An 18,627-nucleotide genomic window follows, 5' to 3' on the forward strand; every position below is an offset into this window, starting at 1 on the left:
TTTAACCAAGGGAGTCCTATCAGGTTGTGGCCATTTCCTGCAATCTGTGTGGTCTTCTGTCTATTTTCGTCTAAAAAGGCATGTCGTACATAGGTGCGGTGTGCCTTTTTTTGTTTTTTTGGGATAAAAGTGGATGATTCCATTTTTATATAAAAAAATAACAAAAAACAGGAGGAATTATGATGTATCAAATGAACACGAAAGCATTTTGCAACGGAGATCCAGAAAGCGGTTAGTTATAGAGAGAGAAAAAATCGAAGGTAGGTTGACAATATGTTTAACGTTTTTAAGCAGCTAGGTTGGTTTTTTAAAGAGGAGAAAAAGAGGTATACGATTGCTTTAATTTTTCTAGCAATCGTTGGTATAACGGATATTTTGCCACCAAGAATCGTAGGGATGGCCATCGATGATATCCACCAAGGAATTTTATCTAATCAGTTCATTATTCAATACATGCTCGCGTTGCTAGTCATCACGGTCATTTCTTATGGTCTGACTTATGTGTGGGTCAATAAACTATTTGGTGGCGCCTATGTAGTCGAAAGAAAACTAAGATCGAAGTTTATGAATCACCTTTTAAAAATGACACCGGTTTTTTACGAAAAACATCGTACAGGTGATTTAATGGCTCGAGGAACAAACGATTTAAAGGCCATTTCAACTACGGCGGGGTTCGGAATTTTAACCCTTATGGATAGTAGTATTTTTATGATCACCGTTCTATTTGCCATGGGTTTTCTAGTGAGCTGGAAGCTAACACTTGCTGCCATTATTCCACTTCCCATTATGGCTTATGTCATTAAAGTACTGGGTGAAAAAATCCATAAGCGGTTTACAGTGGCTCAGGATGCATTTGGTGATATGAACAATAAAGTTCTGGAGTCCGTGTCTGGGGTTCGTGTTATTCGTGCGTATGTTCAGGAACGAGCGGATGAAGAAAGATTCGGTCAAATGACTGAAGATGTTTTTAGCAAGAACATTGCGGTTGCAAAAATTGATTCACTTTTTGGCCCAATTATTAAGGTATTAGTAGGAATTAGTTATTTGATTGGGTTAGGTTATGGGTCCTACCTGGTGTTCCAACAAACGATTACATTAGGGGACCTTGTCACGTTTAACGTTTATCTCGGGATGATGATTTGGCCAATGTTCGCAGTTGGAGAACTGATCAATGTTATGCAACGTGGTAGTGCATCCTTAGATCGTTTACAAAAGACACTGGCTTATAAACCAGACATTGTTGATGCAAAGAAACCGGTAGATGTAGCTGAACCTAGCTCCGTTGGTTTCCGAAACGTGTCCTTTCAATACCCAACTTCGAACGTTTCCAACCTCGATAATGTTAATGTCCACCTAGAACGAGGGCAAACATTAGGAATTGTAGGAAAGACGGGAAGTGGGAAGACAACGTTTGTGAAGCAGCTCCTCAAGTTTTATCCAAAAGGAGAAGGCGAGCTCACTATTTCAAATGTACCGATTGAAAATCAAAGAATGGAACAGGTTCGTGGGTTTGTCGGATATGTACCACAGGATCATACATTGTTCTCGAAAACGGTTCGTGAAAATATTTTATTCGGTAGACCAGAGGCAAACGAAGAAGAGCTTAACAAAGCCATTGCTTTGGCTGCTTTTGATCAGGATTTACCGTTCCTTCCTGAAGGATTAGAAACACTTGTAGGGGAAAAAGGTGTAGCGTTATCCGGAGGTCAAAAACAAAGAATATCAATTGCACGGGCCCTGATTAAGGATCCAGAAATTTTGATTCTAGATGATTCTCTTTCAGCCGTTGATGCTAAGACTGAATCCAAAATTATCTCAAACATTAGAAAAGAACGGGATGGAAAAACAACGATCATCACTACTCACCGTTTGTCCGCTGTACAACATGCGGATTGGATTATTGTATTAGACGATGGGGTCATCGTAGAAGAAGGAACCCATGAATCCCTCATGAAAATAGAAGGTGGTTGGTACAGGGAACAATATATGAATCAACAACTAGAAACAGCTGTCACGGGAGGTGACAATGAATGAAAACAGGTAAACGATTAGTTCAATATGCGTTAAATTTTAAAGGTATGATTATTGCTGCACTTTTAATGCTGTCAGTGTCAGTTGGAGCCGAGCTAATGGGACCATTTATAGCGAAAAAACTCATTGATAATCACATTATCGGCATTGAATCACCATGGCATGAAACAACAGCAGGGAAGGAAGCTGTTGAATACAATGGAAGTTACTATAAACGTGAAGCATACTTTGAACCTGGTGAGGAGAAGGGCGAAGCGGCCCGCATTCTTCAGGTCAATCGAGATTTTATCTTTGTTCCTTCAAGCGTCGAATTTGATGGGAAAAGAAGTTTTGAGGACGGACAATTAACCATCACAAATGGGGATCGATCTCAAAGTTATCCAGCTACGGAGCTAAGTACTGGGCAAGTTATGGCTTTTTATCAGCCGGAGATTCCTAAAATTATGGTCTTGATTGGAGCCTATTTCGGATTGTTAGTAGTTGCATCCTTTTTCCAATACGGTCAGCGATACTACTTACAGAATGCTGCCAACCGTATTATTCAAAAGATGAGAAATGATGTATTCCAGCATATCTCCCGTCTCCCGATTCAATATTTTGACAATCTACCGGCGGGGAAAGTTGTGTCACGAATTACAAATGATACAGAGGCTATTCGCGAACTGTATGTTGCGGTTTTGGCTAACTTCTTTACGAGTATCATTTATATCATTGGAGTGTTTATCGGTTTATTCATCTTAAATCCAACATTAGCTTCATGGTGTCTATTGTTAGTGCCGATTTTAGTGATTTGGATGAGGCTATACCGAAAATTTGCTTCTGTCTATAACCATGTCATCCGTTCAAAAGTGAGTGAGATTAACGGGAAGCTAAACGAGTCCATTCACGGGATGACCATTATTCAAGCTTTTAAAAGAGAAAAAGAGACGAGAGATGAGTTCGAAGCTTTGAATAAAGAGCATTTTACCTTCCAGAATAAGATGCTTAACCTAGATTCCTTGACAGGACATAATTTGACCTGGGTTTTACGAAATCTTGTGTTTGTCGGCTTCATTTGGCACTTTGGGGGGCAATCTCTCGGAGTTGGAAGCGTAGTTTCACTAGGTGTTTTGTATGCATTTGTTGACTATATTACTCGTTTGTTTGAGCCAGTCAACGGAATTGTGAATCAACTGGCCAACCTTGAGCAGGCACTCGTTGCAGGTGAACGAGTTTTTAAGCTGATGGATGAAGAAGGAATTCCGGTCAGCGATGAAGATATGCCACGTGTGAAGGGGCATGTTGAGTTTGACCATGTTTCTTTTGCTTATAAAGAAGAGGAATATGTATTAAAAGATATCGACTTTGAAGCAAAACCAGGGCAAACCGTAGCATTAGTCGGGCATACGGGATCTGGAAAAAGTTCAATTTTGAACCTGTTATTCCGTTTTTATGACTGCCAAAAAGGAGCTATCAAGATAGACGGAGTAGATGTGAAAGATATTCCACAACAAACACTGAGAAAACATATGGCCATTGTTCTCCAAGACCCATTCTTGTTTACAGGAACGGTTGCATCCAACATCGGAATGGACGATGCAAAGATTTCGCGTGAAAGAATGGAGCAGGCTTTGAAAGCAGTAGGTGGCGAAAAGATATTGAAGCATCTTGAAAAGGGGCTCGATGAACCGGTAGTTGAAAAAGGAAGCACTTTGTCCTCTGGTCAACGTCAATTAATCAGTTTTGCACGTGCTTTGGCATTTGACCCAGCTATCCTGGTATTGGATGAAGCGACATCCAATATCGATACAGAAACCGAAGCTATGATTCAAGAAGCCATGGATGTACTAAGTAAAGGTAGAACGACATTTATCATTGCTCACCGTTTATCTACGATTAAAAATGCGGACCTTATTTTGGTGTTAGACCGCGGGCAGGTTGTTGAACGTGGTAACCATGAAGAACTCATGGAGCATGGTGGGAAGTACTATCAAATGTATCAGTTGCAAAAAGGTCAGAAGAATTCGATGGTGGTTTAGGGATTGAGGGGACCCTCTGTGTCTTTGTGACGCAGGGGGTTTTTGTTGTTTTCGGCTGGGTGTTTCCATAAAATGGAGATATACCATGAAAGGAGATGTGAGAATGCATGCAAGATTTGAAGCCGTTGGTACCGTCTGATGAGTTGAGGATCTATCGGGTATTGGATGGAAGAAACTCATTGTCAGAAAAGGACAAACAGCAGCTATGGAAGTTGGAGAGAGGTTTTGAAGGAGAGATGGAATTTAGTAGGTTGGTAATGGAGCGGGACATCGAAGGTATTTTACTGAATGACTTGCTTTATGAGTACAAGGGCTCCCTTTTTCAAGTGGACAAGCTCTTACTTATTAACAATTCCATTCTGCTGCTAGATATTAAGAATCATGAAGACGACTATATTATTAAAGAGGGGAAGTGGCATAATGAAAGGACTGGTCAAGACATAAGGAATCCAGTAGAGCAGTTAAACAGATGTGAGACATTATTGACTAACCTCTTGCAAGACCTCGGAAATAAAAATGCCCTCGAAAGTTCATTAGTCTTTGTAAATCCAGAATTTTTTTTATACAACGCCCCAGTTGACCAACCGATTATATTCCCTTCACAGATTAACCGCTTTTTAAATAAACTTCAGAAGAAATCATTGAGTGTGAAAAAATCCCAATTTATTTTAGCAGAAAAGTTGATATCTCTCTGTAAAAAAGAAAATCCTTTTACGCGTGTTCCACCATACAATTTTGAGGAGTTGAAAAAAGGGGTTTTATGTGAGAGGTGTAGGAGGTTTATGAGGAAGTTGAGGGGGAGGACTTTGGTTTGTGATGGGTGTGGCTCTTTGGAGAGGGTGGAGAGTGCTATTGTTCGAGGTGTAAAAGAATTTGTGTTGTTGTTCCCTGAGAAAAAAGTAACCACCAATCATATTTATGAATGGTGTAAAGTAGTTGAATCTAAGCATACTATTCGAAGGGTTTTGTCGGAGCATTTTGAAGTAGTTGGAAAGTGGAAATCCACTCATTTCATTGAAAAGATGGAGGAGTAGGATTACTGTTACGGTTTATGTTCTAGTTTTAAAGCCGGGGTGAGAAAAGTAGAACATAAGTAAGTTTTATGTCCTAGTTTTGGAGTAGAGAAAGAAAAAAGAGAACGAAAATCCGGTTTATGTTCTGGTTTTGGAGCAGAGGAAAGAAAAGTAGAACAAAAGTAAGTTTTATGTCCTAGTTTTGNAGTAGAACAAAAGTAAGTTTTATGTCCTAGTTTTGAAACCGAAAAAGAAAAAAGAGAATTAAAATCCTGCTACGAAAACACTCATAAGCTTCCCACCCCCAAAAACCGGCCCTTCCTGTAAAATTTCACCACTCCCCCGAATAATCATAGAACAATAAGGGTAAACAATCGGATAGAGTATAGAGGAGTGTGATTGTATGGAATATCGGATTGAGAAAGACACTTTAGGTGAAGTGAAGGTTCCCAAGGATAAGCGGTGGGGAGCGCAGACACAGAGGAGTATACAGAACTTTGCTATTGGGAATGAAACTATGCCAAAAGAGGTGATCATGGCTTTTGCTCAGCTGAAGAAGGCGGCAGCTATCGTGAATTATCAATACGGTAAGCTTTCATCGGAAAAGAAAGACGCGATTACAGCAGCCTGTGACGAAATTTTAGAGGGAAAGCATGATGATCAGTTTCCATTGAAGGTGTGGCAAACGGGCAGTGGGACTCAATCGAATATGAATACAAATGAAGTGATTGCCTATATTGCTAACCAATCTCTTAAACAACAAACAGTTCATCCGAACGATGATGTGAACATGTCACAAAGCTCCAATGATACGTTTCCAACCGCTATGCATATCGCAGCTTTCCAGAGTGTTCAAGAAAAGTTAATTCCGGCTATAGAGGAAATGATCCAGACCCTACAAAAAAAGGAAGATCAATTTCGAACTTTGGTCAAAATCGGCCGAACACATCTGCAAGACGCAACACCGTTAACGCTTGGTCAAGAGATTAGTGGTTGGCGGGCGATGCTTGAAAAATCAAAAAAGATGATAAAAGAAAGCATGGATCATACGCTGGATTTGGCGATTGGTGGTACAGCTGTCGGGACTGGGATCAATGCAGAACCTGATTTTGGTGACCGAGTGGCGGATGTGCTTAAAACGAACATGGGAATCCCATTCCGATCATCAGCCAATAAGTTTCATGCCTTAACATCACATGACGAACTTGTTTATGCCCATGGTGCCTTAAAAGCACTGGCTGCTGATTTTATGAAGATAGCGAATGATATTAGGTGGTTAGCGAGTGGACCGAGAAGTGGGATTGGTGAATTAACGATTCCGGCCAATGAACCTGGGAGCTCGATTATGCCTGGGAAGGTAAATCCAACCCAAAGCGAAGCAGTAACGATGGTTTGTAGTCAAGTATTCGGAAATGATGTCACCATTGGGTTTGCCGCAAGCCAAGGGAATTTTGAATTAAATGTATTTAAACCAGTGATTATCTATAATTTCCTTCAAACGGTTCAGCTTCTATCGGATAGTATGAAGTCCTTCCATGATAAGTGTTTAGTTGGATTGGTAGCCAACGAGGAAAAAATAGAACGGTATCTACATGATTCTTTGATGTTGGTTACAGCATTAAACCCTCATATTGGCTATGAAAAAGCCGCTGAAATTGCGAAAAAGGCGTTTAATGACAACACTACGCTAAAGGAGTCTGCATTAGCCTTAGGGTACTTGACAGAGGAACAGTTCAACGAATGGGTGGATCCTAAGAAAATGGTCCGTTTTTAAGAAAACAAGAAATACCCCCGCAAAGTGCGGGGGTATTAGCCATTATATTAAATTGTATTAGCGTGCTCCTCCACCAAGTTGGCTTTCTGCCATAGAAACTAGACGCTTAGTGATTTCTCCACCAACAGAACCGTTTGCACGAGAAGTTGCGTCAGCTCCTAATTGTACTCCAAATTCTTGAGCAATTTCGTACTTCATTTGATCAAGTGCTTGTTGTACTCCAGGTACTAATAATTGATTTGAGTTGTTGCTGTTGTTGTTTGCCATTGTCGTTTCATCTCCTCAAATATTATTTGTTTGAATGGTTGGGTTAGCTGGATTTGCACCAGCACACGAGAGTGAAACTCTGTGACCTTCTTGGTGTAACCCATCAATAAAAGCTGTGTTGCTGTGTTGTTTATTTTTATTGTGAGTAATTTTTAAGATTCTATACTTCTAAATTAAAAGGAAATTGCTTCCTTTAATATTATAGATACTTCCAATCCAACTCTCACATAGTCCCATTTCTTTTTAGAGATAATAAAGACTGAACTTATTTTTAAAAGGAAAGGAATTAGGTTGTATGTTTATTTGTCCCCTATGTAATGGATTTGATACAAAAAATGTGACATGTCCAACCTGCCACCATACATTGCATGATAGTGGAAAGGTAAGTGACTATTTCGATGATTATAGTGCCTATATGGATATAGATGGATTAAAAATGGAGAATGGAATTCCAGATGATTTAAAGCATCATATATGTTTACATTTATTCTCTTGCACATCTTGTGGCTATGACCAGATTGTGCAGGTTGATGAACAAACATAAAAAACCACCATGCGGCAGTCTACCTGTTAGGTTCTACCGCAAAGTGGTTGGGTTACTATATTAGATTATTTTTTTAATTGAAGAGCTTCTTCTTGTTGAGATGTTACTTTCGCATCTTCAGGGCGAATTCTCAATTCAGTTTCAACATCGAAGAAGTGCGCTTTATTAAGGTCAAATGCTAGGTCTAGGTTTTGGTTTGCTTTTACATCCGTGCGAGAGTCAACTCTTGCAACGAATTCTTGACCAGCTAGTTGAGAGTAAAGCATAGTTTCAGCACCTAATAATTCAGCCACTTCAATTTTAGCGGTGAATTTTGTACCTGGAGATGCCTCGATAAATACAGGCTCGTCATGGATATCCTCAGGACGAACTCCAAGAACCAATTCTTTTCCTACATAGCCTTGATCTCTTAGAATTTTTAATTTTCCTTCTGGAATTGAAAGCTTTGTATCTCCAACAATGAAGTTTTCTCCTTCTACTTTTCCGCTGAAGAAGTTCATTGCTGGTGATCCAATGAATCCACCTACGAAGATGTTTTCTGGTTTTTCATATACTTCTTTAGGAGAACCAACTTGTTGGATAACTCCATCTTTCATAACAACGATACGAGTAGCCATTGTCATCGCTTCTGTTTGGTCATGTGTTACGTAAATCGTAGTTGTTTGCAAGCGTTGGTGTAGCTTAGCGATTTCAGCACGCATTTGTACACGTAGTTTTGCATCAAGGTTAGATAATGGTTCATCCATTAAGAATACTTTTGCATCACGGACAATTGCACGACCTAATGCCACACGTTGACGTTGACCACCAGAAAGTGCTTTTGGCTTACGGTCTAGGTAAGCTTCTAATCCTAAGATTTTAGCTGCTTCTTGTACGCGTTGGTCAATTTCTGCTTTTGGAAATTTACGAAGCTTTAATCCGAATGCCATATTGTCATATACAGACATATGTGGATATAGAGCATAGTTTTGGAATACCATCGCAATGTCACGATCTTTTGGAGCTACATCGTTTACACGCTTATCATCAATATAGAAATCACCATCTGTAATTTCTTCAAGACCCGCAATCATTCTAAGAGTTGTAGATTTACCACAACCAGAAGGACCTACGAATACGATAAATTCTTTATCTTGGATATGAAGGTTGAAATCTCTTACTGCCGTTACATCTTTATCATATGTTTTATAAATGTGCTCAAGTTTTAATTCTGCCACTTAAAAAACCTCCTCAGAATGTCTTTTCTATCTAAACTTATTGTAAATGAAATGAAAGCCTTTCCAAATGGTTAATGTGCACAAAAAAAAGATGCCTAGTTTGGGCACCTTGTTTGAAGCAGGTTTTTATTCCTGTATTAAGCTTAGAAAGTAAACAATCCAGGCTGATTCAAACTGTTTGATATCAAGCCCTGTTTTCTCTGTGAATTTATCAATTCGATACAATAGACTGTTTCGGTGCATGAATAACTTTTTGGCCGTTAAAGAGGCATTCATATTATTTTCTATGTAGACTTGAATGGTTTGAAGTAATTCTTTGTCTTCTAAAATGGAACTATATTCTTCCTTTAATAACTGCAAAAAAGTACCCGGTAATTCTTGAATCATGAGGGATGGAGCGATTCTTTCAAATGTAAAATAAGATTGTCGAGGAAATTCTGTCTTTATTTTTTGAAACAGCCTATTTTCACGTCTAAATGTTTGTTGAATGTCCACGTTGTTTCCAATCACCCGTGGTTTACCCAGATAAAACTTCATTTTGGTATAGAGGTCGGCCTCGAGAATTTTACTGAATGCAAGTAAGTCATCGAATTGTATCGTAGAACTTGAATCTCTTTCGATAAGAACTAGTGAGGTCTCCGAAAGCCAGACAATGTGTATGGCTTGATTAAAAAATCCTAGACATGCTTCCTCAATATCGGTAGAAGAAATGTCCATTTGAGAAAGTTCAACAAAGGTTAAACGAACAGAATGGCACTCGCCGATTATGTCATTTGCTTGACCCGTTTGTAATAATTCAAGCCATGCATGCTGAAGGGGCGTGTGATTGTAATTGAGTCGACCTCCGGATTCCCATTTTTCAAAAAGAGTATTTAACAGATTAACGGTTTCTTGTGATAGGTCGTCATTTTTAAAACCCATGTAGAGCTCTTCTTGTGGGTCATAATACCACTTCAAATCAGATGAATGATTGGGTGGAAAAGATTGCAGCTGTGAAGAAGGGAACATTTCTTTTAATTTTTCAATCATGGTCCAAACCTCTTTTAAAATTTCTTGATTTCCTCATTATATCAAATCTAGCAAAAAAAAAGCACCCAGGGCTTGGATGCTTATTTTTTTGAATTCACTTTATGTGGGGGTTCCTCATCTGGAAACGGTGTAGCCTCACCAATATTCGTTGTATCAGCTCGATCATGGACACTTCCACCGCTTAAGCCTTCATTTATAATTCTGTCTTCATCTAATTCAACTTCACGTTTTCCTTCATATTGAAGGTCTCTTTTGAACTTTTCTCCGTGTACGATTTCTTTATCTGCCACGATACCCCTCCTACATGCGTCTTACTCTTATCATGTGATAAAGAGGGGGAGTTCATTCAAGAACCATCGTATACATGAAATAACATCAAGTCATGTATGGCTTTGGTTACTAGCTCTATGTCTGCTTCCTCTGGCTGGTTTTGATGCCATTCAATTTTCCCATCACGATGGTAAGTGGCTTCTACTTGTTTGCCCTTATAAAAGAAGCTAATGGACCAACCAAATAGCTTGGATGTATGAATAGATTTATATTGAAAATGTGAGATCATCCCTAGACACTCCCTTTCTTCTACCCTTATTTAAGCATACTTTGTATGACTTAGGTAGTGGGGCCTTGTTTGGAGAGTGTCAGGCATAATTTGCTTAAAAGCTCCATTCTCGTGGATTCAATTTCCTTTTCATCGAATGTCATAGGTTTTGCATTGACCTCAAAAATATAAGGAGTGTGCTCTTCATCTAACCCCATATCTATGGAAAATTCATAAAATAAACCACTATCTTTGTTTAATTCCTCACCAATATCTATGACGAGCTGTTCGATTGATTTAGCAGGGACTAAATGCTCCACCGCTGATAAAGGAATGATTCTTCCTCCCCTTGGGACATGAGTTGTGATTTCTTGGTGGAAGGACTGTCTCACTCCGATTCCGGTCACTTCATAAGTTGTTCCGTTGTACTGCCCTAATACCCGTAAGTCAAACCTTCTTCCTTTATATGTTTTAGGTTCAATGGCTTGTTGCAGGATGTATTGATTCTTCTCAAAAGTGGTGTGGAATCTTTCCCAAAACCTCTCAAAATTAGCGAATAGGATGGTGGTTGAAGTGGTCTCACAATAGATTTTTCCATCATGCTTCAGTCGAATCCTCATAACCCCAAAGCCTTTGGACTTTAGTTTTGGTTTTGCGTATATGCAAATATGGGTTTTTAGAAATTGGAGACAGGCTTCTTCGTTAGTTACCTCCAACGTTTCAGGTAAAAAGTTCTGAATGGAAGTACGTGCTGACAATAATTTATAGGTGGACCATTTATCAAGGAAATGGGAATTGAAAAAGGGGATGCCTTTTTGTTTCGCTGATTCTCTGAACTGGATGAAGCATTGTTCTTTTTCATTATGATAAAAGGGGACTCTATTATAAATGACATCCGGTATTGGAAATTCAGCAAATATCCAGGAATCCTCAGAAGGTATATAAAGATACCCTTTTAACCAGTCATTCTCTATACTTTGATGTGGAGTCATGATATAGGAAATGCCTCCGCAAGGTAAAAGGGCTTCTTGTAATTCAGCAAATAACTTTTTGTTTCCAACAATTTTTCCGGATCGCCCCCTCCAGGCTAGAACCCCAACCCAAACCGTTACGTTTTCAATACCTAATCGTTTTAACAGTTTGCCTTCTAGTACTTCTTTTTCATGGCTCATAAGAACAGCTCCTCTGGTGAGAGGATGGACTGTTTGGTCAGAAAAATGGCGTAGGAGAGTGTGAGTTGCCTTGTTAGCTTTTCGAAGCTTCTCATTTCTGGGTGGATGAAAATAGAGCGACCAGGTTTTGAATTGGCTTCAAACAACCAAACTCTACCGGAAGTGTCGACTCCAAAATCAAAGCCAATTTCAGCAATGATTCCTGACATGTACCTCTCAAGAACCTTACTTAATGTAATACTAGCTACCGTTATTTGATCATGAATCTTTGTTCTCATTGATTCGTCGGGGATAATCTCCTCTAGTGTTTTCACTTCACCACCATACTTAATATGAGTAGTGGGGCTTCCTAGACCGGCTACTTTAGCAGCAATGGCTGAAACTCTCCAGACACCATCTTCATCTTTGTTTGTATGCACACGAAAATCGACTGGGTTTTGATCATACTTCATAAGGTGAATCCCTTGCTGCACCATCATTTTACTAAGGGGCTTTCTATGAAATACCACTTTAATTAGTTTCTCCAATGTATCGAATTTTCGAAGGCGCTTATTTCCTGTCTCATCTTTGTAGCGACAGTAGTAGGCACCTTGTTCACGATGGTAGAGAACTTGATGGACATCGTTTCCTAGACTTCCATCCTGAGGCTTAATATACACATGCCCGTACTGGGATAACATTCTTTCTACTACGGAAAACGATGTAAAGGAATGAGATTCGGGAAGATATTCCACGGCATCTGAATCTTGCTCAATTCGCTCAAACACTTCCAACTTGTTAAAGAAGCCGGGATTAAACCAGGGAATTAGGTAATCTTCCTGAAGCTTTTTTTTCACCATTCGAAAGCTCTTTTCACCTTCCATTTTCCGATTCGGTAAGCGGTCATAAATCACATGGGGAAATGGAACGGTTAATTGTTCCCAACCGTTTTTTCCATAGGAAAAGCCTGTAATCGTCCCATCCTCCCAGTTGATATGTTCTTTGCCGAACAGAATAAAACACACTCCGTTCTTGGCTTGAAGTTTAATCAATCTTGAAAAAAAGGAGCTTCGATCACCAACTGGCTTTGTTTGTATGGACGTAAAACCAGATGTAATAATCCCAATAAGGGGACCGAAGTGAAGGGTATCTTCCTTCTGCAAGACATGGATTCTTCGGATTGTTGACGGGATGTTTAATTGATCGGCTAGAGCACGTGATATCATATAATGATGGTCGGATGACGTTTTTAGAGGTAAGCTTTTTACTTCGACCGTGGCTCCTCCAAATGAAACTTTTGACGGTCTTTTATGAACAGCCTGTTCTGGATATTTTAGTACTAATTCATCTCCATCTATGATTTTGAGTGAACATGGTTTCATTTTTTCACTCTCCCTGGCTTACTTATTTGATATAAATACCGAGTAAATCGGAGGGGGGCATTGACTAGTACTTCTTCCATTTCAGGGAATAAAGATAAAATCACACTTCTTCCTGGCTTCGAGTTTACATCCAATAACCAAACCGAAAAGTCTTGGGCAATACCAATGTCTAGACCAACCTCAAACAGAGGGAAGAAAGAGTCTTCTAGTATCTCAGGAAGCTGTTTCACTATAGACTGAATCTCTTGATGGATAAAATCCCTTTTTAATTTAGGTAGGTCCTTTAGCCATTCTTCATAGGATGTAACATTTGCCCCTCCACTTAAATTTGAAATAACACCTCCTGATATTCCAACACGGACCCCACGTCCTCTCTCAACCCAATTTCCACGCTCATCTTTTTGGAGGAAAATCCGAATATCAAAGGGCTGTGTAGCTTGATTTTTTAATGAAAGATAAGGCTGTATTAAAAAATCCTTTTTTTCAATAAGCTGTGAAAGCCAATTCGTCCAAGCCCCATCCAGCGAAAAGGTTTGGGTAATAATCTGGTTCTTTTTTTGCGTTTGAATGGTTACTTCTTTCGGGTGAAGAGTGATGATATAGATGCCATACCCATGAGCGCCATTGACAGGCTTTAAAACAATTGTTTTATAGCGAGATAGCACCTGAATGATATGCTTCACGTTCTTTGCTTTTTCTGTGTCTGGTAAGTAAGGAGACAGGCTGTCAAAGGTTGAGAGCTTTTCGTACAGCATCCATTTGTTTGGAAGTCCATACCCGAGAAATGTCAAATCGTCTCGACTTTTTAACCAGCGGATAATGGATTTGCTTTCAAATGATTTTCGGTCATCTCCATAATAGCAACGGTCGTACAAATACTTGGGAATAGAAAAGGTTTCGTTTACCCATTCTTGTAGATCTAAATCGTATCGTTCTCCCTCTATTAGGTCGGTATCTGGATGGATTTGCAGTGGACTAAAACGGTAACATTGAATACCATAATCAGCAGCTCGATAGGCTAATTGACTAAAAAACGGCTGAGTTTCAGGTTGTAACGAAAGTAATCCGAGTGATAACATACTTTCACCTCATATCAATAGTTTAGGGATTGTTCCTTTTATAAAAATCTAGACAGACTTTACATAGGGCTGATGCGGAAGGTCTGATTAAAATATCCTCTCGAATGGGAGCTGTTTTAGAAGGTTTTGAGTTTACTTCCAGCAACCAAATATGACCGGTAGTATCGATGGCTAAATCTAATCCGAGTTCAGCAAATTGCCCATCTGACTCCTCCACAATCGTTGTAGCAATTTCCTTTGAAATTAGGATCATGTCGGCATACATTTTTTTAAAATCAGTTGGGAACCAATTCTTTAATACATCAAGTGGAGTTGCAATTTGTCCTCCTTGTGCTTGGTTGGAAATGATTCGATTGGGTTCTCCAATCCTAGCAACCGATGAAGTGACATTCCATTTATGGTCGTAGTAATGTACGAGAAAACGGAAATCAACCAACCCGTCCTCGGCCTTGCACAGTGATAGTGCTTGTTGGACGATGTATGGTTGGTTTGCAGAGATTTTTTCCACGAAAGATAACAACAGATTCTCAGAAGGACACCAAATAGCCTCTTCCTTTTCTTTAGCAGCAGGATAAATCCAAAAACCTTGGTCTATAACTCTCTCAACAACAAATATTCCTCTCCCTTGACTCCCATTGATGGGCTTGGTATAGACCGTGGGATGAGTCGACAAAATGGGGAGGATATTTTCACTGGTTAATAAATTGGTTTCTGGTAGATGGTCACGAACCTTTTCATTCGCATATAACCACTCATGTGACTGCCACTTATTGATGAAATGATCATTAAAAAAACTAGCCGTCTCCCAGCCCTTTTTGTTTTTTTGAAAGGTAGGATGCGCTTCAAACTTTCTAGAGTGAATGCGGTTATATATCACATCTGGTATAGGGAGAGGAGAATGCTTTTGCCACCATCCATCTTGTAAAATAAAGCCTTCTTCTTGACCTTTTACTTGTATATAAGTAAATACACCTTTCTTTTCACCAGCTAAGGCAACTTCCTTACAGAATTGAAAAAAAGAAGATTCCAAATGGTGTGCTTTGTAATCTGTCCAAATCATAAAAACAGGTCCGAAACAAAATGTAGACCGATCATTTGTTATGGAAAGTTGGAGTTTTATGTTGTTTTTAGGTAATCTAAGACTGGATGCAATTTCCTGGCTTACAATTACAGTGCGAGTGTTGTTTGAATCTTGAACTTTGTCTATAAAGGCCACTTTTTCCTCAAGTCCAAGTTTCAGAGTATATTCATGGGGGATGAGTTGCTCTTGTTTTATAATAAAGTTTGGAACCAAAATCGTATTTTCTTGAAGCAAAGGATCAACTTGAATCGTACATACATACATAGCACTCATCCTTCTATGTGGGGTAAACTTAGTCCCTGCACAATATACGCATACGCCCATTTTTGTTTTATCCTATGAAAAACAAGGTGGAAGCGTGCTTTGTACTATAGATTGGAAGAATTTGAAATTGAAAGGTGATTAATGATGAATATTTGGGTAATGATCCTTTTCCTAGGTTCAATCGGTGCAGTAATTGGAGGTATCACCAATTTCTTAGCCATCAAAATGTTATTTAGACCGTATAACCCGATATACATAGGAAAATTTAAGCTTCCTTTTACTCCAGGTCTAATACCAAAGAGGCGTGATGAGCTAGCCCAGCAGTTAGGAAAACTAGTTGTTGAACATCTCATTACAAAAGAACGGTTGGAAAATCGCTTATTAACGGGTTCTTTTAAGGAAGAAATGACTGAACTTGTCCAACAGGAAGCCAAGAAGCTATTGGTCTCCGAAAAATCAATTCAACATGTGCTTGAGGGTTTAGGAATTCACGATATGGAAGAAAGGGCCGATCACTTTATAAATGAAAAGGTGGAAGCTGCCTATCTTAAAATCATGGAAAAGTACGGGGAAAGTACGATTGGACAAACGTTACCAGAAGAATTAAAAGGAGACATTCGGAATAAAATTCATGTCATAACTTCTTATATACTGGAGAAAGGAGAAGCGTATTTTTCCAGTGCGGAAGGAAAATGGCGCATTCAAAAAATGGCCGATGATTTCATGCAAAATCGTGGGATGTTAGGGAATATGCTTCAAATGTTTTTAGGAAATGTGAACCTTGTCGATAAAATTCAACCGGAAATCATAAAATTTATCCGCAACGAAGGGACACATGATTTACTATATTCTCTGTTCTGTAACGAATGGGACAAGCTGCAGGAACAGAAATTGGAAGAAATTGAAGGGAAGTTTGACCGTGAGCAAATTGTAACCCTTTTTCAAAATGTTGTGAGAAATGCGGTCCCTGTTCATTCCCTACTACAGAAGTCAGTGAAGGAGACAATCGACCCGTTTTCAAACTCGATTATTCATACCTTTATTCCAAAGCTTGTAGATATTGGTGGGAAAGGGATTGTGACGAACCTAGACCAACTATTGGCTAAGTTACAAATTGACCAGCTTGTACAAGAACAAGTAAAGTCTTTTTCATTAGAAAGAGTGGAGGAAATGGTACTGTCGATTACTCGGTCTGAACTAAAAATGATTACTTATCTAGGAGCTTTACTCGGTGGAGTGATTGGCGTCATTCAGTCTGTCATCCTTCAAGTGATTGCCTAGATTCGATTCACTCCTCGAAATCCTTTACATAGTCTGTTATAGTGGAGTGAGACTCGAGAAGGAGGATGAAAACATGTCCGTAAATTTATATGATGTGGCATACGACCTAGAAAAAGCGGTGCGTCAAAGTGAGGAATTTACTCAGTTGCAACAAGCCTATAAGGAAGTAAACCAAGACCCTGAAGCGGGGCGAATCTTTCAAAACTTCCGAGACATTCAAATGCAATTGCAACAAAAACAAATGACCGGCCAAGAAATTACAGAGGAAGAGGTTCAGCATGCCCAAAAAGCAGCAGCCCTTGCTCAACAAAATGCAAAGATCGGTAAACTTCTAGAAGTAGAACAACGTATGAGCTCTGTTATCGCAGAACTAAATAAAATCATCATGAAGCCCCTAGAAGAACTCTACGGCGGCCTTGGTATGTAATAAACATCCCTCTTCCAGCACAAGTTGGCAGGGGGATTTTTTATTGGGCGTTTGGCGGTGGAATACGCTTGGATTTCGGGGAATACGCTCGGAATGCAACACCATATATCGCGCCCAAATAGAACCATGACCTCGTCCCACCCACCACAACAACATATCAGGCACATGGCCCTACATAAAATCAAAGCTTGTTTAGTTCTAAGTCCCCGCATTCGGACATATTTCTTTTATAAGATACTTACACCTTAGAATGGGGGAATTGGTTTGATACATCGCATGGTAGCTTTATCCATAAGTGGGACCGTCCTCGACAGCCATGGCCGAGTTAATAAATCAGTTAAGGAATCACTGCAATATGTTCAAAATAAAGGAATTGAAGTGGCATTTGTAACTTCACTTCCCTACACATACGTAAAAAAGATTACAAAGGCTCTAAAAACAAAAGCGAAAATTATTTCACATTATGGGACCTATATCTCTTCAGGAGATGCGAAACCAATCTATGTTCGAAGAATTCAAGAAGATATAACTGTGGATATTCTAACCTTATTAGAATCCTTCCCATGTCATATAAAAGTAGTGAACGAACATACGTCCATTAGCAGTCAAATTGAAAATCAAAAACAATTAAAATCGAGAGCCATTTTCTCTCCTGGGGATCGAACTCCTTATCAGGTAAGGTTTGTTGAAAATCTAATTGAAGCTGTGCAACATGAGGAAACGGCACCGCTACACATTGATGTCCAATTCAATGACCATGATGATCTTTTAGATGCCCAAAAAGCATTAAAGGGAATGTTTGATGAGATTGATTTTGAAATCGAGCCACACAACCAGCTCGTTATTCTGCCTGAAGGCGTCTCTACCTTAAAATCCTTTCACTATTTGGCCGATTATCTCGGGGTCAAAATGAGTGAAACCGTGGGCATTGGTTACAGCATGGATGATGTGGAGTGGCTGGAGACGTGCGGACTTATCGTGGCTATGGGTGACTCACCTAAACAGCTTCGTGAAAGAGCAGACTGGATTACACGGTCTGTTGAGGAAAATGGTGTTGCATACATGGTAATGGAGCATTTCCGAAAGCAGCAGCCAATTGAATTTTTAAAGAAGATGAATATTATTGATTAGAGAGCGGGGGCTGGTGCCTCCGTTTTTGTTTTGTTTGAAGAATAAGAGAAAGTTTATGTCCTAGTTTTGGAGTAGAAAAAGAAAAAGGAGAACGAAAATCCGGTTTATGTTCTAGTTTTTAAAGTAGAGGAAAGAAAAGTAGAACATAAGTAAGTTTTATGTCCTAGTTTTGGAGTAGAAAAAGAAAAAAGAGAACGAAAATCCGGTTTATGTTCTAGTTTTAAACTCGAGGAAAGAAAAGTAGAACATAAGTAAGATTTATGTCCTAGTTTTGGAGTAGAAAAAGAAAAAAGAGAACGAAAATCCGGTTTATGTTCTAGTTTTTAAAGCCGAGGAAATAAAAGTAGAACATAAATCTGTTTTATGTCCTAGTTTGAAGCTCACAAGGATAAAAAGGTGA

At 39.3% G+C, this 18,627-nt stretch carries 17 protein-coding genes; 8 read left to right on the forward strand and 9 right to left on the reverse strand.

The window, feature by feature from the left end; genetic code table 11:
- Positions 1 to 273 precede the first annotated feature (273 nt).
- The 4 genes from ABDZ91_RS09530 to fumC all read left to right on the forward strand — a co-directional run bounded on the left by ABDZ91_RS09530 (position 274) and on the right by fumC (position 6,836).
- Entirely contained in the window at positions 274 to 2,034 is a 1,761-nt protein-coding gene (locus ABDZ91_RS09530; protein ID WP_343798435.1) for an ABC transporter ATP-binding protein, read from the forward strand.
- Entirely contained in the window at positions 2,031 to 4,049 is a 2,019-nt protein-coding gene (locus ABDZ91_RS09535; RefSeq protein ID WP_343798437.1) for an ABC transporter ATP-binding protein, read from the forward strand. Before ABDZ91_RS09530 ends, ABDZ91_RS09535 begins: the two co-directional genes overlap by 4 nt.
- Before the next feature lie 107 nt (positions 4,050 to 4,156).
- Positions 4,157 to 5,083 (forward strand): nuclease-related domain-containing protein, encoded by a 927-nt coding sequence (locus ABDZ91_RS09540; RefSeq protein ID WP_343798439.1) that lies wholly within the window; start codon positions 4,157 to 4,159, stop codon positions 5,081 to 5,083.
- A gap of 382 nt (positions 5,084 to 5,465) precedes the next feature.
- Entirely contained in the window at positions 5,466 to 6,836 is a 1,371-nt protein-coding gene (fumC, locus tag ABDZ91_RS09545; protein WP_343798441.1) for a class II fumarate hydratase, read from the forward strand.
- A gap of 57 nt (positions 6,837 to 6,893) precedes the next feature.
- On the opposite strand, the gene ABDZ91_RS09550 is transcribed toward fumC, so the two are convergent.
- Entirely contained in the window at positions 6,894 to 7,103 is a 210-nt protein-coding gene (locus ABDZ91_RS09550) for an alpha/beta-type small acid-soluble spore protein (protein ID WP_343798443.1), read from the reverse strand.
- Between the two features lie 295 nt (positions 7,104 to 7,398).
- Here ABDZ91_RS09550 and ABDZ91_RS09555 point away from each other — a divergent pair, with 295 nt between their 5' ends.
- Positions 7,399 to 7,647: a hypothetical protein gene (locus ABDZ91_RS09555; RefSeq protein ID WP_343798445.1), complete on the forward strand. Its 249-nt coding sequence runs from the start codon at positions 7,399 to 7,401 to the stop codon at positions 7,645 to 7,647.
- A 65-nt stretch (positions 7,648 to 7,712) separates the two neighbouring features.
- Here the strand turns inward: ABDZ91_RS09555 and ABDZ91_RS09560 are convergent, their stop codons facing one another.
- The 8 genes from ABDZ91_RS09560 to ABDZ91_RS09595 form a co-directional block, all read right to left on the reverse strand.
- Positions 7,713 to 8,864, reverse strand: coding sequence for an ABC transporter ATP-binding protein (locus tag ABDZ91_RS09560; RefSeq protein WP_343798448.1), 1,152 nt, complete (start codon positions 8,862 to 8,864; stop codon positions 7,713 to 7,715).
- Positions 8,865 to 8,990: 126 nt separating this feature from the next.
- Positions 8,991 to 9,893 carry a PucR family transcriptional regulator gene (locus ABDZ91_RS09565; RefSeq protein ID WP_343798450.1) on the reverse strand — a complete coding sequence of 301 codons (903 nt, stop codon included), beginning with the start codon at positions 9,891 to 9,893 and terminating at the stop codon, positions 8,991 to 8,993.
- Between the two features lie 80 nt (positions 9,894 to 9,973).
- Positions 9,974 to 10,183 carry a hypothetical protein gene (locus ABDZ91_RS09570; RefSeq protein ID WP_343798452.1) on the reverse strand — a complete coding sequence of 70 codons (210 nt, stop codon included), beginning with the start codon at positions 10,181 to 10,183 and terminating at the stop codon, positions 9,974 to 9,976.
- Positions 10,184 to 10,239: 56 nt separating this feature from the next.
- Positions 10,240 to 10,452, reverse strand: coding sequence for a DUF5342 family protein (locus ABDZ91_RS09575; RefSeq protein ID WP_343798453.1), 213 nt, complete (start codon positions 10,450 to 10,452; stop codon positions 10,240 to 10,242).
- Between the two features lie 50 nt (positions 10,453 to 10,502).
- Positions 10,503 to 11,603, reverse strand: a complete 1,101-nt coding sequence (locus tag ABDZ91_RS09580; protein ID WP_343798455.1) for a YheC/YheD family endospore coat-associated protein — start codon at positions 11,601 to 11,603, stop codon at positions 10,503 to 10,505.
- Complete coding sequence (locus tag ABDZ91_RS09585; protein ID WP_343798457.1) at positions 11,600 to 12,964, reverse strand: YheC/YheD family endospore coat-associated protein; 1,365 nt, start codon at positions 12,962 to 12,964, stop codon at positions 11,600 to 11,602. The genes ABDZ91_RS09580 and ABDZ91_RS09585 overlap by 4 nt, the downstream gene beginning before the upstream one ends.
- Positions 12,961 to 14,043 carry a YheC/YheD family endospore coat-associated protein gene (locus ABDZ91_RS09590; protein ID WP_343798459.1) on the reverse strand — a complete coding sequence of 361 codons (1,083 nt, stop codon included), beginning with the start codon at positions 14,041 to 14,043 and terminating at the stop codon, positions 12,961 to 12,963. Before ABDZ91_RS09590 ends, ABDZ91_RS09585 begins: the two co-directional genes overlap by 4 nt.
- Positions 14,044 to 14,065: 22 nt before the next feature.
- Positions 14,066 to 15,448, reverse strand: a complete 1,383-nt coding sequence (locus tag ABDZ91_RS09595) for a YheC/YheD family endospore coat-associated protein (RefSeq protein WP_343798461.1) — start codon at positions 15,446 to 15,448, stop codon at positions 14,066 to 14,068.
- A gap of 84 nt (positions 15,449 to 15,532) precedes the next feature.
- Between ABDZ91_RS09595 and ABDZ91_RS09600 the strand changes: the two genes are divergently transcribed.
- From ABDZ91_RS09600 to ABDZ91_RS09610, 3 genes are all read left to right on the forward strand, one after another.
- Entirely contained in the window at positions 15,533 to 16,669 is a 1,137-nt protein-coding gene (locus tag ABDZ91_RS09600; protein WP_343798464.1) for a DUF445 domain-containing protein, read from the forward strand.
- A 73-nt stretch (positions 16,670 to 16,742) separates the two neighbouring features.
- Entirely contained in the window at positions 16,743 to 17,096 is a 354-nt protein-coding gene (locus tag ABDZ91_RS09605) for a YlbF/YmcA family competence regulator (RefSeq protein ID WP_343798466.1), read from the forward strand.
- 264 nt (positions 17,097 to 17,360) lie between these two features.
- Complete coding sequence (locus tag ABDZ91_RS09610; RefSeq protein ID WP_343798468.1) at positions 17,361 to 18,227, forward strand: HAD hydrolase family protein; 867 nt, start codon at positions 17,361 to 17,363, stop codon at positions 18,225 to 18,227.
- Positions 18,228 to 18,627 lie beyond the last annotated feature (400 nt).

This window comes from Bacillus carboniphilus (assembly GCF_039522365.1).
Classification (GTDB): Bacteria; Bacillota; Bacilli; order Bacillales; family JC228; genus Bacillus_BF; species Bacillus_BF carboniphilus.